This is a genomic window from Thalassospira sp. MIT121401, assembly GCF_047125595.1.
Lineage (GTDB): Bacteria > Pseudomonadota > Alphaproteobacteria > Rhodospirillales > Thalassospiraceae > Thalassospira > Thalassospira povalilytica.
Window position 1 is genome coordinate 790,237 of sequence record NZ_CP138926.1, and the last position, 15,694, is coordinate 805,930.

Consider the following 15,694-nt stretch of genomic DNA (forward strand, 5'->3'; position numbering starts at 1 on the left):
TGATCGGTTTGACTGAGTCTTGGTTTCGGTGTGAACGTGTCATTGATTGCTTAGTGGATTGTGTTTAAATCCTGATCTGCTGATTAACAGGGAGACCTAACGAATGAATGCAAGTTTCATGAAGCGCACGATTGCCGCTGTTGCAGCCGTTGGTGCGCTTGCAACCGGCATGGGTGCAGCCCAGGCTGAAGACGTCAAAGTCGGTTTTGTTTATGTTGGTCCGATTGGTGACCATGGCTGGTCCTATCGCCATGACATCGGTCGTCAGGCCATCGAAGCCGAACTCGGTGCAGAAACCAGCTATGTCGAAAGCGTTCCGGAAGGTGCGGACGCCGAACGTGTGATCCGTCAGATGGCCCAGACCGGCCACAACCTGATCTTCACAACCTCGTTCGGTTACATGAATCCGACCGAAAAAGTTGCCAAGCAGTTCCCGAATGTGAAGTTCGAACATGCTACCGGCTACAAGCGCGCCGACAACCTGTCGACCTATGCCGCACGTTTCTATGAAGGCCGTTATGTTGCTGGTGTGATCGCCGGTAAAATGACCAAGTCGAACATCGTTGGTTATGTGGGCTCTTTCCCGATTCCGGAAGTTGTTCGTGGCATCAACTCCTTCATGATGGGCGCATGGTCGGTCAACCCGGACGTCAAAGTGAAAATCGTCTGGGCAAACACCTGGTATGATCCGGGCAAGGAAGGCGATGCTGCCAAGGCGCTGATTGACCAGGGTGCAGACATCATGGTTCAGCACACCGACAGCCCGGCACCGCTTCAGGTTGCTGAAAACCGCGGCGTACTTGGTTTCGGTCAGGCTTCTGACATGATCAAGTTCGCACCGAAGGCACAGCTGACCGCGATTGTTGATAACTGGGACAGCTACTATGTCGCACGCGCCAAAGCCGTTGCTGATGGCACCTGGGAGTCGATGGACACCTGGGGCGGTATCAATACCGGCATGGTCGAACTGGCACCCTACACCAACATGCCTGACGATGTGAAAGCACTGGCAGAAGAAACTGCTGCCAAAATCGCATCGGGCGAATTCCACCCGTTCACCGGCCCGATCTATGACCAGGCTGGCGAGCTGCGTGTGAAAGAAGGCGAAGTTGCTGATGACGGCATGCTGCTTGGCATGGACTGGTACATCAAGGGCATCGATGCCGAACTGCCGAAATAAGTCTGATTTCCAATCCATACGGATTGGCTAAATGACGAAGCCCCGTGCATTGATTTGCGCGGGGCTTTTTTAATCCGGTTTATGGTTTGGTGCGCGCGGGACGTGCCGGTGTGTCATCGGACTTTTCATACGCGACCATTTCGGTGTGCGGATGCATCAGCGCATAGAGTGCCGCGCGCAATCCCCGAAGCTTGACCTTATGTTCGCGCGCCTTGCCTGCCCAGCGTTCGCGAAACAGGTCCATGTCATCACGGCGCGAAAAATAGATCACCATATCGACAAACGGTGCCGATTGGTCCGAGCGCGGCAGTTCGATGTTGCGAATTCCCATCGTCCACATGTCACTGCGCACATTCAGATCAAGCCAGTCCAGCACCGCCTGGGCAGAATGTTTTTCGTGTATCACCACGCGATATGGAAAATTTCGCAGGTCTTTCGTCATCTTATTTTCCCTTGCGGGCCCGCGCCCGATGATCTGGGTGGTTCAGTACTTCTTGATATATAGTGTTTTTCCGTGTTTGACTAAAAAGATAGTTGAATATGGATAATGGCTTTATGTGGTCTGCGAAAGAACTGGACGAATATAACAAGTTCATTCCGCAATTGTACGAGGCAGCAATTTCGCCTGAACTGTGGTGTGAGAGGCTGGATTGTCTTGCCGGGATGTTGCAGACGCAAAATGCCATCATCATGCATATCGAAAACATTCGCCCCGAAATCTCCGAATATTCATTTCACGCCAACAGTTGGGTACCTGGCGAAGCAATTGCCGAATATCTCAGCCTTGGTCTGAACCAGAATGATGGGTCAGCCTATTTCCATCAGTGCCTTCGCCGGCATAGGAGACGGTGTTTCCGACCTTAAGCGGCCAGATTTCACCGGTCTGCGTTAAGGTCTGTGTCCCGGTCGACCCATCGCAATTTTCCCATTTGACGTCCGGCGACAGGAAGCCTTCGCCGTCATAGCTGCAACCAGCGCCCGGGCCTTCGGTTACCTCAAAGCTGTAAACACCATCCCCCTTGGCGGTGACGGTCGCAATTTCATGGTCGCCATTGCGGTAATAGGCATAGCTGTCACCGACGGCCAGTTCCGGCTTGGGAAGCGACAGCAGATTGACATTGGTGTTGCGGACGACATTGTCCGTGGTCTGGCATGCTGCCAAACCGGCAAGCAGCGCGCATGAAACGACAAGCTTCTTCATCTGGTTCTCCTGATATGCTGAACCCGGCAGTCATTGATGAAAGTTTGTAGGGGCCGGGATGCTTGTCAGGGGATTGAAGGTCAATTTCAGGGGCCGCGCATCCCCCGGTCGGGGGATCAGTCAAACCACCCGATGGCCAGATTGGAAATATTGCAAATTTTACAAATATTTCGCCCCAAAATGAGGGGGTAAAATGGTCGGTGCGATTAGAAGAATTCTAAAAATTATCATTGTAAATCAGCTATGAAGCATATGTAAAATTTACATTTTTCCTTCGCGGAACTATGGTTACGTGATAATCGAAATGTCAAACTTGCCTGCATGTCATAATTGTAGGGCGGGATCAGAAAAGACGGGGTATCAAGGTGAGCGAAAAGCGTCCGGGCGTCCAGCCATCCGGCAAGGAACGCCATTTCAAGCCAGAAGAGCTGATTGTTAGCAAGACCGACCTTAAGGGTCATATTACCTATGCTAACGAAGTGTTTTTGCGTTTGTCGGATTACACCGAGAAGGAAGTTCTTGGTAAACCGCATTCCCTGATCCGTCATCCGGACATGCCGCGCTGCGTTTTCAAGCTGCTGTGGGATCAGATCAGTTCGGGCAAGGAGATCTTTGCCTATGTGCTGAACATGGGAAAGAAGGGCGACCATTACTGGGTTTATGCCCATGTGACGCCGACCTTTGATGCCCAGCACAAGGTGATCGGATATCATTCGAACCGGCGTGTCGCAGATCCCGAAATTCTGAAAACCAAGATCATTCCGCTTTATGCGGAACTTCGTAAAATCGAAGAAAGTACAAGCAACCGGAAGGACGGCATGAATGCCGCATCTGATGCGCTTGCCAAAAAATTGTCAGATGCCGGCATGGCATATGACCAGTTCATCCAAAGTCTCTAGGGTCAGGGCCCTGGGTACTCCTAAATCGAAGGTTCGAGGTTCGCAATGGCGATATTTGGTGGTTCGAAAACAGGAATCAAAAAGGCGCTGGACGTGGTTCTGGCTGCGGCAGAAGGTGATTACGAAGCCCGTATCACCAATGTCGACAGTCATCCCGACATGCGCGACCTGTTTATTGCGATCAACCGTCTGATCGATCGGAATGACGCGTTCTTGCGCGAAAGTGCGGCATCGATGGGGGCGGTTTCAGAAAACCGTTATTATCGCCGTATCGTCGAAACCGGGCTGGTCGGGGAATATCTGTCTTCGGCCAAGCGCATCAACGCGGCGACAGCTGCGATCGAACAGAAATTGTCGGGCTTTGCCGAAATTCTTGATGAATTCAAAAGCGGATCGTTCGAAGCGGTTGATGATATTGCCCATGCGGCATCGGCACTGGCCGAAGCATCGGGCGAAGCCAACACCATCGCCCATGAAACCAGTTCCCGTTCGACCAATGTGGCTGCTGCTGCGCGGCAGACCGCAAGCAACGTGACCGAAGTTTCTGCGGCCTCCGAAGAACTCAGCCAGTCGATCCGCGAAGTTTCCGAACAGGCGCGTGAGTCGGTTCAGATTGCCAATCGCGCCAACGGCCTTGCCCAGGAAACCGACGGTCGCATTGGCGAACTTGAAGCCGCAGCCGGCGAAATTGTCGAAGTTGTCAGCTTCATCCGTGATATCGCCGCCCAGACCAACCTTCTGGCGCTGAATGCCACCATCGAGGCCGCCCGTGCTGGCGAAGCAGGCAAAGGCTTTGCCGTGGTTGCCAACGAGGTCAAGGGCCTTGCCAACCAGACCAGCAAGGCAACCGAAAGCATCGAGGAAAAGGTTCAGGACATCCAGAATGCGATCGGACAGTCGGTTGCAGCAATCCGCGAGATTGCCGGTGTGATTGATGATCTTGCCGCGCGGTCCGATACGATTTCGGGCAATGTTGAAACGCAGGCCAATCTGTCATCGAACATCACGCGCAATGTCGAACAGGCATCAAGCGGCGCACAGGAAGTGACCGATAACATCACGGTTGTTTCCGACATGGCCGGACGTACCGGCGAGGCCGCAGATACCACACGTGAAATGGCAGACCGTCTGGCAGAGCAGTCGGAAAATCTGCGCAAGCATCTGGGCGGGTTCCTCGATACCATCGAAAAGCTGCTTTATACCGCCAAGAAATAGCCGCTTTCACCGTGCAACACATAGACAGGGTGTCAGTGTGACACCCTGTTGTTATCTTGAAACAAGGAAACGGGGCGATGCGCGTCTTTTTCAATTCCCGCCACGATGCCCATGACGGTGCGGGCGAAATGCATCATGGACGCATGGTGCCCTGTTTTGAAAATGCCCGGCGCATTCCGATCATTCGTGATGCGGTGGCCCATGCGGTCAAGGCGCAACTGGTTGATCCGGCCGATCACGGGATGGACCCGATCCGCGCCATTCACGATCCCGACTATCTTGATTTCATCGAAAATGCCTGGTCGGAATGGACCAGGGCCGGCAAGACCGGCGATGCCTTTCCCTATGTCTGGCCGACGGCCGGTTTTTCGGGCGGCAATCCAAAGCATATCAGTGCGCGTCTGGGTCAATTCGCCATTTCAAGCGATACCCCGATTACGCAAGGCACCTGGAAAGCGGCCTATTGGGGCGCGCAGACCGTAACATCAGCCGCCGATGCCACTTGGAATGATGGCGAGGCATCCTTTGCCCTGACCCGTCCGCCGGGGCATCATGCCCATGGCAACCGTTACGGCGGATATTGCTTCCTGAACAATTCGGCGATCGCCGCCCAGCAGATGATCACCAAGGGTGCGAAAAAGGTCGCGATCCTGGATATCGATTACCATCATGGCAACGGCACGCAGGATATTTTCTACGAGCGTGGTGATGTTCTGACCATCTCGATCCATGCCGATCCGACTCATCAGTTCCCGTTCTTTATGGGCTATGCCAACGAAACCGGACGCAATGACGGCGCGGGTGCCAACCTGAATATCCCGCTTGCCGGGGGAAGCGATTTTGGGGCGTGGGGGCAGGGCTTTGCCAAGGCGATGCAAAAGCTTGTTACCTGGCAACCCGATGCGCTGGTCATCGCACTTGGCGTTGACGCGCACGAGGCCGAACCGATCTGTGATTTCAAACTTCAGACCGATGATTTCAACCGGATCGGTCAGATGATCGGGCGGTTGGGCCTTAAGACCGTGTTTGTCATGGAAGGCGGCTATGCCCATGATGTGATCGGGCTGAATGTCGCCGCAGTACTTTCGGGATATCTGGATCAGGCGAAGCGCTGATTTTGGGATGCCATTTGAATGCCAAAACGCCCCGTGCAGTTCGCCGGGGCGTTTTGCTTTGGTGACCTAGCGTTCCCAGGGTGGGGTGCCGCCAAATTCGGATACCAGAAAATCGACAAAGGCCCGTACACGGGTCGGAAGGTACCGGTTTTCCGGATATAGCGTATAGACCGCATGTGACGGTGGTTGGTAGTCGGGCAATACGACCGTAAGCCGACCATCACGGATATATTCGCCGACTTCCCAGTTCGATTTCAGTGAAATGCCATGCCCGTCAAGACACCAGCGGGTCAGCACTTCGCCATTATCTGAATCCATTGATCCCGATACGGCCAGTGTGACCGGTGCATCATTGCTATTGGGGCCGGTCAGTGTCCATTGATATTGCCGCGATCCCGGAAAACGCAGCAGAAGACAATTGTGGTTCATCAGGTCGGCGGGTATTTGCGGCGTGCCGTGCTTTGCCAGATAATCGGGGCTTGCCACCAGCATGCGCCTATTGGCGGCAAGTTTGCGGACGATCAGGGAGCTTTCCTTAAGTTCGGCAATGCGGATGGCAAGATCGACCTTGTCCTGCAACAGATCGAGAAGCCGGTCGGACAGGTGCAGCCGGATCTGCACATCCGGGTTCATTTCAACGAATTTCGGAATGATCGGGGCGATATATTTATTGCCAAATGCCACCGGGCAGGTCAGCGTTACCGGACCGCGTGTGGTGTTTTTCTGATTGGCGATGGCGTTTTCGGCTTCCTGCATTTCGCTAAGGATACGCAGGCAATGACGGTAATAAACATCCCCCTCGGTCGTCAGGTTGACCCGGCGCGTGGTGCGATTGAGAAGCCGCACACCAAGACGTTCTTCAAGGCGCGCAATCCGGTTCGAGACGACGGCTGCGGAGTGACGCAACTCGCGACCGGCAGCAGACAGGTTCCCCAGTTCGGCAACACGGACAAAAATCTGGATGTCCTCAAAATCGGACATGACGCGGGAGGCTCCTGATATGACGTTGTTTTGGCGTTTATTATCGTTTGATATTCTATTCTAGGGTCGAAACCCATGGCCGCACTGTGCCATTTTAAAGAATAGTTTGAAAGTCATTTCGATTACGCTCGATCCCTTAATAATAGAGGCGACCGCATGCCTATGTTAGGAGAATGTAAGAGATTATTTTGAATGATTCCGGATTGTATGGGGAAATTGCAGCCGGAATCATAACTGTCAGAGGGGCGGCCCGGGCGCGGATCTTGATCATCCGCAGGCGGGCGAGACGGAGGTTTCAGACACCGTGGATATTCTGTTTCAGGACTGGATCAATCTGATCCTGCGCTGGGCGCATCTGATTACGGGCATCGCCTGGATCGGGTCTTCGTTCTATTTCGTGTGGCTGGATCTGAGTTTGCGCAAACGTCCGGGCATGGATGAAGGCGTCTATGGCGAAGCCTGGATGGTCCATGGTGGCGGGTTCTATCACGTCAATAAATGGATGGTCGCACCAAGTTCGATGCCGCCGGAACTGCACTGGTTCAAATATGAAGCCTATTTCACCTGGCTGACCGGTTTTGCGCTTTTGGTGACCATGTATTACTGGAGCGCTGAGAGCTATCTGATTGATCCGGGCGTTCTGGCATTGACCAAGATGGATGCGATCCTGATCGGGCTTGGCAGCCTGTTTGCCGGCTGGGTGATCTATGACATCATCTGCAAAAGTTCGATCGGCAAGCGGACCGATACGCTGGCGATTGCGCTGTTTATCCTGATCATGGTGGCGAGCTATCTGTTCACCCATGTCTTTAGCGGGCGTGGCGCGTTTATTCATGTCGGTGCGATGATTGGCACGATCATGGCAGCCAACGTGTTTCGCATCATCATCCCGAACCAGAAAAAGGTTGTCGCCAGCCTGATGGCCGGTGAAAAACCCGATCCCAAACTGGGGCTTCAGGCCAAGCAGCGTTCAACGCACAATAACTATCTGACGCTGCCGGTGTTGCTGATGATGATCAGCAACCATTATTCGATGCTGTTTTCCCATGATCAGTCGTGGCTGATCGTTGGTCTGATCCTGATCATCGGTGGTCTGGTGCGCCATTTCTTCAATACCCGCAATGCCGGTGGGACGGGCAAGGCAATTGTCTGGCAACTGCCCGCCGCCGGTGTCGGCATGGCGATTTTGGCGATGTTTGCATCCTATGACCCCAATGCGGTCAAGTTGGCAGACGAGGATATCATCACGGCCGATCATGCCCTGGCGATTGTACAGACCCGATGCAGCACCTGTCATTCCGCCAATCCGCGCGATGAAGGCTTTGACGAGGCCCCGGCAGGGGTGATGTTTGATGATCTGGCCCAGATCGAAGCCAATGCCCAGCGTATTCTGGCACAAGCCGTAATTGGCCGGGCCATGCCGCTTGGCAATATCACCGAAATGACGGACGAGGAACGCGCCCAGCTCGGCCAGTGGATCCGTGCGGGCATGCCTGAATAAGGGTATTTTCCCATCCCGGTTCATCAGCAGAAAGGGCGGTCGCGTGATGCGGCCGCCCTTTTGCGTTAATGTGCTGGGTGGGGGGCGTGAAGTGATCAGACGTCGGCGCGATAATTCATCGGCACCCAGTCATACATGGTCGCGTCTTCGCGGACGTGACCGATGCCCGGAAACGCAATATGGCACCCGGCAACCAGATATTTTTCCGAAACGGCCTCGGCAAAGGCTGCTTCACGCGACTTGATGGCAAGATCGGGATCGCTGTCAAAGGCGATAGCAACACCGGGTTCATCAAACTGAACAACGTCGCCATGGGTGATGTCGCCCCAATAGACAAACTTCTCGCCCTTGCTTTCGATCCAAAGCGCGCTGTGCCCCGGCGTATGGCCCGGACGGAAGGTCGTGTTGATCAGGCCGGGGATGGCCGGTGCGTTGGGGGCAAAGTTCTGAAAGGCGTTGCTGTCGATATAGGGTTTAAGGGAGGCCGCCGCCTGATCAAAGAAGTCCTTGGCATCGTCGGGGGCCGCGGCCTTGCTTTCGGCACTCAGCCAGAAATCGGCATCGGGTTGCGGGACATGGACCGTGGCATTGGCAAAGACCTTTTTGCCGCCAAGGGTCAGACCGCCGGTATGATCAGGATGGACATGGGTGATGACAACATCATCAATCTGATCGGGGTGATAGCCTGATGCGATGATGTTGGCCGGAAGTTTGCCCAGTGCCGGACCCATCAGATCGCTGGTGCCAGCATCAAGCAATACCAGGCGGTCGCCGAAATTCAGCAAGTAGGTGTTGACCGAAAGATGGGTGGGCGTGCCCTGAAACGCGTTAGCAAGGGCAAGGCGCGCCTGTTCAGGCGTGGTGTTAAGATAAAGGTCGGCAATCGGAAACAGACCAACGCCATCAGAAAGGGCGGTGACTTCGACATCACCCACCATCAGCCGGTAGTAGCCCGGTGCCTGTGTGCCGACCAAAGGGGCCTTTGCCTTGGCCGTCAGCGGCACGAAGACCGTGCTGCCAATCGCGCCGACGGCACCGGCGGCAAGCGTACCCTTAAGCAATTCGCGACGTGATAACATTTTCTTCTCCCTCAAATCGTGCCGGTGGGGAACCGGCGGGTTGTAAGCTTCTGGGGAAAAGCTATAGTGGGTTCAGTCAGTAATCAAATCGATGCCAGTCATGGATAATATTGATCATTTCAATTTACGGTCCTTTGATCTCAACCTCATGATCGCGTTTGACGCAATGATGCAAGAGATGAGTGTCACCAAGGCGGCGGAAAAGCTGCGCATTGGCCAGTCCGCGATGAGCCACAATTTATCGACCCTGCGCATGTTGCTGGCCGATGAATTGTTCGTGCGTGTGGGTCAAAAAATGCAACCGACCGCCAAGGCGCGTGCATTGGCAGGGCCGGTGCGAACCGCACTTTCACAGGCGCAGAATGCCCTTCAGGCGACCGATTGTTTTGATCCGGCCAAGGCCGAGCGGGTATTTCGTCTGGGTGTGACCGGTGAAATGGAAATGATCCTGTTGCCGGAACTGGTGCGCCATCTTCAGCGTGAAGCGCCGGGCACCAAGATTTTAAGTCGTTCGATTACGACCGATACCGTCGATACCATGATCAATAATGGCGAGATTGATCTGGCAATCGGGTGCAAGACCCAGCTGCAAACCGGTTATCATGGGGAATTGTTGTTCAATTCCGAAGTGGCATGTTGCTTTAACCCTGAGCTGACGGGGCTGAGTGCGCCGATCACCCGTGCACAATATCTGGCGTCCCGTCATGCGGTGTTGTCGCAAACCGAAAATGTCGCTGGATGTGTTGGCGCGGCTTTGCAGGGGGTGGGCATTGATCTGAATGTTGTGATGGCGGCACCAGATTTTATGCCGCTTTTGGCCGCAGCGCGTAATTCTCCGGTCGTGGCAACCGTGCCTTGCCGGATTGCGATTCAGTATGCGCCGCTATTCGGGCTTTCATTCTGTCCGATGCCGATTGATATTGGATTTCCGCCGGTGACCATGAACTGGGCGGTGTGGACGGACAAGGATGTCGGCCTGGTTTGGCTGCGTGATCAGATCCGTGGCGTGATTGACGCGATTGATCCGGACCGGATGTTCCTTGCCGCAGAATAGTCAGCAGTGAAAATTATGACGCCCCACCGGGGACCGGCGGGGCGGGAAGCTGCCCGCAAGGTGGTGGATTGTGGTGCAATAACCGCAATGAAGGCGAGGTCAGATCGTGGTCTGACCCGAAACTTCCACCTTTCAAATAAGCGGCGAAGAATGTGGCGTCAATGTGATTAAAAAGTAATCATTTTTTAATCTGTGATTGAAAAATAGCCATCAAAAATGCGGATGGCGCAAATATTATCCTTAAATCGGGTGTAAAATAGTCGCATATTGCGTGGGAATCCCTCGATTCTTGATTTTATTCTACCGCCAAAAGAATCTGGCACGGTTTTAGCAAGTATCACTGCGGTGCAATAAACTCGCAGTGGAGGCTATAAATGAATAAGAAGCTTCAGGCGCTTGTCGGCGCTGGGGCCATGGCATGGTCGGCAATGGCCATGTCAGCCGCACAGGCAGCAGATACCATCAAGGTCGGTGTGCTGCACTCTCTTTCGGGTACGATGGCGATTTCTGAAACCACGCTCAAGGACACTGTCCTGATGCTGGTGGACGATCTGAACAAGAATGGCGGTTTGCTTGGCAAACAGGTCGAAGCTGTGGTCGTTGACCCGGCATCGGACTGGCCGCTTTTCGCCGAAAAGGCACGTGAACTGATTGAAAAAGATCAGGTTTCGGTTGTTTTCGGTTGCTGGACCTCGGTTTCGCGCAAATCGGTTCTGCCGGTATTTGAAGAACTCAACAGCATGCTGTTCTATCCGGTTCAGTATGAAGGCGAGGAAAGCTCGCGCAATGTGTTCTATACCGGTGCCGCGCCGAACCAGCAGGCCATTCCGGCTGTTGATTACCTGATGAGCGAAGATGGCGGTTCTGCAGAACGTATCGTTCTTCTGGGGACGGACTATGTCTATCCGCGTACCACCAACAAAATCCTGCGTTCCTACCTGAACGGCAAGGGGATCTCCGATGAAGACATCATGGAGAACTACACCCCGTTCGGTCATTCCGACTGGCAGTCGATTGTTGCGGATGTGAAGGCATTTGCATCGGCCGGCAAGAAAACCGCCGTGGTTTCGACCATCAATGGTGACGCGAACGTTCCGTTCTACAAGGAACTGGCAAACCAGGGCATCAAGGCCGAAGACATTCCGGTTGTTGCGTTCTCTGTCGGTGAAGAAGAGCTGGCCGGTATCGATACCGCGCCGCTGGTTGGTCATCTGGCTGCCTGGAACTATTTCCAGTCGGTTGAGTCTGATGCCAATACTGCCTTCATCGAAAAGTGGCATGCCTTCATCGGTGATGAAAGCCGCGTGACCAACGACCCGATGGAAGCAACCTATATCGGCTTTAACATGTGGAAACAGGCTGTCGAACAGGCTGGCACCACCGATGTCGATGCAGTTCGCCAGGCAATGTATGGCCAGAAAGTTGCCAACCTGACCGGTGGCACGGCTGTCATGAACACCAACCACCACCTGTCCAAGCCGGTTCTGATCGGTGAAGTCCAGGATGATGGCCAGTTCGACATTGTTTGGGAAACCGAAGGCACCGTCGTTGGCGATGCATGGTCGGACTTCCTGCCTGAAAGCGCAAAGCTGACCGCCGACTGGACCTATCCGTGGGTCTGCGGCAACTGTGAAAAACCGATGTACTAATTGGTTTTGGGATGGGCCGGTCGTGAACGTGCGACCGGCCCGTTCTGTATCGGGGCGGGATCAGATCCCGGATCCTGATGATTTCTTTTCTTGATTTTCCAGTTTGAATTCAAAGGTTTGGTGATCATGCGCAATGACATTTTATCAGTGCTGCGCCGTTCTCCGTTTTCAATGTGCAAGATGCATGAAATTGCCACCCGTGTGATGGGGGTGCTGGGTTTTATTGTGGTGTTGGCGGCTTTTGTTCCCGATACCGCACAGGCCTTTAGCGACGAAGAACTTCGTAATATTGCCGAACAGCTTGACGATAAAAGTGCGACCAAAAAGGTTGCGGTGATCGAAGAAATGGCGGCCGATGGTGATCCGCGTGTGGCACCGATCTTGAAGGCCATGCTAGACGGTGATCTTTATGTGCGTGACAGCGACGAGCATGTCGTGATCGCCACCAAAAAGGGCAAGGTTTACACCCATATCGACATTGTCAGCGGCGAAGTTGCCGGTGAAAGCAGTTCCAAGGAGCTGTCGAAGATCAAGATCAATAACCGTTTGCGCGGGGCGCTGCGCGATGCGTTGGCGACACTGAACCTGTTCAGTCCGGACTTGGCCGTGCGCAGTGCGGCGGTCGAACAGATCATGGATGCCCGTGATCCGGCGATGTTGCCATTGCTGTTGCGGGCAATTGATCGCGAAGAGGACGAAACCCTTTTGGCCCGCATGCAACTGGCCGAAGCAACCATGGCGCTGGCGGCTGGTGAAACCACCGATGAACGTCTGGCCGCTATTGCGGTTCTGGCCAGTGAAACCACCCCGCAAATTCGCGCGGTGCTGTCGCAATTTGTTTCCAGTGCCGAGGCCGAAGGATACCAGCCCGAAGTTGTCGCCGCGGCCAAAGACGCGCTTGCATCGGTCGAACGGCGCCTGTCGACCTGGCAGACGGTTGGCGATGTGTATCGCGGTATCAGTCTGGGCTCGGTCCTATTGCTGGCGGCTGTTGGCCTTGCCATCACATTCGGTGTGATGGGGGTGATCAATATGGCGCATGGCGAGATGATCATGATTGGTGCCTATACCACCTTTGTAGTGCAGCAGGCGCTGGCGCCGTTTTTGTCATCGGGATCGGCTTGGTCGCTGGCGATTTCTGTTCCGGCGGCATTTCTTGTGGCCGGGGCGGTCGGGGTTGTCATTGAGCGGTGCGTGATCCGGTTCCTTTATGGTCGGCCGCTTGAAACCCTGCTGGCGACATGGGGGGTAAGCCTTGTTCTTCAGCAGGCCATCCGTTCGATTTTCGGTGCAACCAACCAGCAGGTTACCGCACCCGATTTCATGAGTGGGGCGATTGAATTTTCGACCGGTCTTGTCCTGACCTATAACCGTCTTTGGATCATCCTGTTCAGTGTGATTGTGGTGGCCGGGATTGCCGCGGTTCTGCGTTACACGGCTTTTGGGCTTCAGATGCGCGCGGTGACGCAAAACCGCCGGATGGCCGGATCGGTTGGCATTCGCACCGGTTACGTCGATGCCCTGACATTCGGACTTGGTTCGGGGATTGCCGGGATTGCCGGCGTGGCATTGAGCCAGATTTCAAACGTCAGCCCGAACCTTGGTCAGACCTATATCATCGACAGTTTCATGGTGGTGGTGTTTGGCGGGGTCGGAAACCTGTGGGGGACGGTTCTGGGCGCCTTCAGCCTTGGCATCGTCAACAAGTTCCTTGAGCCGATGGCAGGGGCGGTTCTGGCCAAGATCTTTGTCCTGATTGCACTGATCCTGTTTATCCAGAAACGACCCAAGGGCCTGTTTGCCCTTAAAGGTCGCGCGGTGGAGGCCTGATCCATGACCGATTATCGTCAAAAATACAAAATGACGCCGGTTGTTGGCTGGCTCCTTAATGACCGGGGCGGGATGACGCTTCTGGCGATCCTGATTGCGGCGGCCATTCTGGTGCCTGTTGGCAATCTGCTGGTTCCCGAAAGTTCGGCCTTTCATGTGCCGACCTGGATGGTCAGCCTTCTGGGCAAGTATCTTTGCTATGCGCTTTTGGCGTTAAGTGTCGATCTGATCTGGGGCTTTTGTGGCATTTTGTCGCTGGGGCATGGCGCGTTCTTTGCGCTGGGCGGCTATACCATGGGCATGTATCTGATGCGTCAGATCGGCGATCGCGGGGTTTATGGCGATCCGATCCTGCCGGATTTCATGGTGTTCCTGAACTGGAAGGAACTGCCCTGGTACTGGTACGGCTTTGACATGTTCTGGTTTGCCATTGTCATGGCGATGTTTGTACCGGGGCTTTTGGCCTTTGTTTTCGGGTTCCTGGCGTTCCGGTCGCGTGTGACAGGTGTTTATCTTTCGATCATTACGCAGGCCATGACCTATGCGCTGTTGCTCGCCTTTTTCCGCAACGATATGGGCTTTGGCGGCAATAACGGCCTGACGGATTTCAAGGATTTGCTGGGCTTCTCGTTGCAGTCCGATGGCACGCGTGCCGGGTTGTTTGTAGCATCCTGTGTGTTTCTTGGTCTTTGTTATATCGTGGCGCGCGGCATTACCCAGTCCCGTTTGGGCAAGGTGCTGATTGCCATTCGTGATGCCGAAAGCCGGGTGCGTTTCACCGGTTACCGGGTGGAATATTACAAGCTGTTTGTCTTTACCGTTTCTGCTGTGATGGCGGGGATTGCCGGCGCGCTTTATGTGCCGCAGGTTGGCATCATCAATCCGGGTGAATTTGCCCCGGCGCTTTCGATTGAAATCGTCATCTGGGTTGCGGTCGGCGGGCGTGGGACGCTTTATGGGGCGGTGCTTGGCGCGTTTATTGTCAACTATGCCAAGACCTTCTTTACCGGGGTGATGCCGGATTTCTGGCTGTTCTTCCTTGGTGGTTTGTTCATTGCCGTGACCCTCTTCCTGCCAAAAGGGGTGATTGGTGCGGTTCCGGCATTTGGTGCGGCAGATCGCCAGTCACTGTTTACGACATGGCGTAAACGTATTGCCGAACGCCGCGCAAATGAAGGAGGCAAGGCATGAGCGAAGCAGCTGTCATGGAAAAAAGTGCCTCGATGGAGCCGCAGGTCAAATCGGCGCGGGCGGAAACCATTTTGTATGTCGATGGTGTTTCGGTGACCTTTGACGGGTTCCGGGCACTGAATAATCTGTCCTTTTATGTCGAGCCGGGCGAACTTCGCGCCATCATTGGTCCAAACGGCGCGGGCAAGACCACGATGATGGATATCATCACCGGCAAGACGCGCCCTGATACCGGCGATGTCTTGTTCAAAAGCGAAATCGATCTGACCAAAATGGACGAGGCCGAAATTGCCAATCTTGGCATCGGGCGCAAGTTCCAGAAGCCGACCGTGTTTGAAAGCCACACGGTTTTTGACAACCTGCTTCTGGCCTGTTCGGGCGGGCGCGGGGTGTTTCAGGCACTGTTCCATCGCCTGAGCGATGCCGAAAAGATCAGGATCGAAAAGACCCTGATCACCATCATGCTTGAGGACAAGCGCGATGAAATGGCGGCCAACCTGTCGCACGGACAAAAGCAGTGGCTCGAAATCGGGATGCTGTTGATGCAGGAGCCCGAATTGCTTCTGGTCGATGAACCGGTTGCCGGGATGACCGATTCCGAGACCGAGGAAACCGCCAAGCTTTTGCGGTCGATTGCCAAGGATCGTTCGGTCGTCGTGGTCGAACATGACATGGAATTTGTCCGTGACCTTGATTGCAAGGTGACCGTTCTGCACGAAGGATCGGTTCTGGCCGAGGGCCGACTTGACCATGTGCAAAAAGACCCGCGGGTCATTGAAGTCTATCTGGGCCGCTAGGG

14 protein-coding genes are annotated in these 15,694 nt (G+C 54.5%); 10 read left to right on the forward strand and 4 right to left on the reverse strand.

Features of this window, described 5'->3' with window-relative positions:
* Positions 1-118 precede the first annotated feature (118 nt).
* Entirely contained in the window at positions 119-1,180 is a 1,062-nt protein-coding gene (locus SIB88_RS03640; protein WP_101245851.1) for a BMP family ABC transporter substrate-binding protein, read from the forward strand.
* A gap of 79 nt (positions 1,181-1,259) precedes the next feature.
* On the opposite strand, the gene SIB88_RS03645 is transcribed toward SIB88_RS03640, so the two are convergent.
* Both SIB88_RS03645 and SIB88_RS03650 read right to left on the reverse strand, forming a co-directional pair.
* A complete protein-coding gene (locus SIB88_RS03645) occupies positions 1,260-1,622 on the reverse strand; it encodes a hypothetical protein (RefSeq protein ID WP_114112754.1) in 363 nt (120 codons plus the stop codon).
* Positions 1,623-1,958: 336 nt separating this feature from the next.
* Positions 1,959-2,381, reverse strand: coding sequence for a hypothetical protein (locus tag SIB88_RS03650; protein WP_412559355.1), 423 nt, complete (start codon positions 2,379-2,381; stop codon positions 1,959-1,961).
* Positions 2,382-2,746: 365 nt separating this feature from the next.
* Between SIB88_RS03650 and SIB88_RS03655 the strand changes: the two genes are divergently transcribed.
* The 3 genes from SIB88_RS03655 (at position 2,747) to SIB88_RS03665 (ending at position 5,610) form a co-directional block, all read left to right on the forward strand.
* Complete coding sequence (locus tag SIB88_RS03655) at positions 2,747-3,280, forward strand: PAS domain-containing protein (RefSeq protein ID WP_101245272.1); 534 nt, start codon at positions 2,747-2,749, stop codon at positions 3,278-3,280.
* Between the two features lie 45 nt (positions 3,281-3,325).
* Positions 3,326-4,495 (forward strand): methyl-accepting chemotaxis protein, encoded by a 1,170-nt coding sequence (locus SIB88_RS03660; RefSeq protein ID WP_101245273.1) that lies wholly within the window; start codon positions 3,326-3,328, stop codon positions 4,493-4,495.
* Positions 4,496-4,572: 77 nt separating this feature from the next.
* On the forward strand, positions 4,573-5,610 hold the full coding sequence (locus tag SIB88_RS03665) for a histone deacetylase family protein (RefSeq protein WP_101245274.1): 1,038 nt from the start codon (positions 4,573-4,575) through the stop codon (positions 5,608-5,610).
* A 66-nt stretch (positions 5,611-5,676) separates the two neighbouring features.
* On the opposite strand, the gene SIB88_RS03670 is transcribed toward SIB88_RS03665, so the two are convergent.
* Positions 5,677-6,591, reverse strand: a complete 915-nt coding sequence (locus tag SIB88_RS03670; RefSeq protein WP_114112758.1) for a LysR family transcriptional regulator — start codon at positions 6,589-6,591, stop codon at positions 5,677-5,679.
* A gap of 304 nt (positions 6,592-6,895) precedes the next feature.
* Here SIB88_RS03670 and SIB88_RS03675 point away from each other — a divergent pair, with 304 nt between their 5' ends.
* Positions 6,896-8,092: a urate hydroxylase PuuD gene (locus tag SIB88_RS03675; RefSeq protein ID WP_114112759.1), complete on the forward strand. Its 1,197-nt coding sequence runs from the start codon at positions 6,896-6,898 to the stop codon at positions 8,090-8,092.
* Between the two features lie 95 nt (positions 8,093-8,187).
* Here the strand turns inward: SIB88_RS03675 and SIB88_RS03680 are convergent, their stop codons facing one another.
* A complete protein-coding gene (locus tag SIB88_RS03680; RefSeq protein WP_250281613.1) occupies positions 8,188-9,171 on the reverse strand; it encodes an MBL fold metallo-hydrolase in 984 nt (327 codons plus the stop codon).
* A 100-nt stretch (positions 9,172-9,271) separates the two neighbouring features.
* Between SIB88_RS03680 and SIB88_RS03685 the strand changes: the two genes are divergently transcribed.
* From SIB88_RS03685 to urtD, 5 genes are all read left to right on the forward strand, one after another.
* The gene (locus tag SIB88_RS03685; RefSeq protein ID WP_250281615.1) at positions 9,272-10,225 is read left to right on the forward strand and encodes a LysR family transcriptional regulator; all 954 of its coding nucleotides are present in this window, start codon (positions 9,272-9,274) and stop codon (positions 10,223-10,225) included.
* 374 nt (positions 10,226-10,599) lie between these two features.
* Entirely contained in the window at positions 10,600-11,874 is a 1,275-nt protein-coding gene (gene urtA / locus SIB88_RS03690) for an urea ABC transporter substrate-binding protein (protein WP_101245277.1), read from the forward strand.
* A 204-nt stretch (positions 11,875-12,078) separates the two neighbouring features.
* Positions 12,079-13,704 (forward strand): urea ABC transporter permease subunit UrtB, encoded by a 1,626-nt coding sequence (urtB, locus tag SIB88_RS03695; RefSeq protein WP_412559394.1) that lies wholly within the window; start codon positions 12,079-12,081, stop codon positions 13,702-13,704.
* Between the two features lie 30 nt (positions 13,705-13,734).
* Positions 13,735-14,895 carry an urea ABC transporter permease subunit UrtC gene (gene urtC / locus SIB88_RS03700; RefSeq protein WP_412559395.1) on the forward strand — a complete coding sequence of 387 codons (1,161 nt, stop codon included), beginning with the start codon at positions 13,735-13,737 and terminating at the stop codon, positions 14,893-14,895.
* Positions 14,892-15,692 (forward strand): urea ABC transporter ATP-binding protein UrtD, encoded by an 801-nt coding sequence (gene urtD, locus SIB88_RS03705; RefSeq protein WP_412559356.1) that lies wholly within the window; start codon positions 14,892-14,894, stop codon positions 15,690-15,692. Before urtC ends, urtD begins: the two co-directional genes overlap by 4 nt.
* The last annotated feature ends 2 nt before the right edge of the window (positions 15,693-15,694 follow it).